1 protein-coding gene is annotated in these 792 nt (G+C 69.8%); it reads left to right on the top strand.

Annotated features, from left to right (window positions below; translation table 11 throughout):
• Nucleotides 1-130: 130 nt before the first annotated feature.
• Nucleotides 131-792, top strand: a 662-nt coding sequence (gene msrA, locus AC1D01_RS37105) for a peptide-methionine (S)-S-oxide reductase MsrA (protein ID WP_477874870.1), incomplete at its 3' end; no start/stop codon positions are given.

Genomic DNA, 792 nt, shown 5'->3' with positions numbered 1-792 from the left:
GGGTGTTCACCGTGGCGTACTCTGTGTTCGGGCTCGCCGTCGTTGCCGTCTGGTGGCGTTTCCCGCCGAAGCGTAAGGTTCGCCCGGCTCGACACGACCCAGCCCGACACGACCCTCCAGGAGCGTTTCGATGATCACCCCTTCCCGCGCACCCCGCCGCCGCCTGCTCGCCGCTGCCGCCTTGCTCGTCGGCACCGGCGCCGTGATGACCCTCTCCGCCATGGCCGGCGGCATGGGCGGTGAAGCCAGGCTCATCCCGCCGTTCGCGCCCACCGCCACCGCGACAGCCTCCACCGCCCCCACCGAAACCGCCGTCCTCGCCGGTGGCTGCTTCTGGGGCGTGCAGGCCGTCTTCCAGCACGTCAAGGGCGTCACCAACGCCGTCTCCGGCTACGCGGGCGGCGAGGCGTCCACCGCCGTCTACGAATCCGTCGGCAGCGGCTCCACCGGCCACGCCGAGGCGGTGCAGGTCACCTACGACCCCAAGCAGGTCAGCTACGCCCAGCTGCTGCAGATCTACTTCTCGGTGGCGCACGACCCCACGCAACTCAACCGCCAGGGGCCGGATTCCGGCACGCAGTACCGCTCGGCGATCTTCCCGACCAATGAAGACCAGGCCCGCACCGCGCGCGCCTACGTCGAGCAGCTCGACAAGGCCCACGCCTTCAAGTCGCCGATCGCGACCCGCATCGAACCCGGCCGCCGCTTCTTCCCGGCCGAGTCCTATCACCAGGATTACCTCGCCCGCAACCCGCGGCAGCCGTACATCGTCTTCAACGACCTGCCCAAGCT

It is taken from the genome of Rhizobacter sp. P3_B12 (genome assembly GCF_056402895.1).
The sequence above is the reverse complement of the archived record's forward strand: the minus strand, read 5'-3'. Positions and strand labels throughout refer to the sequence as shown.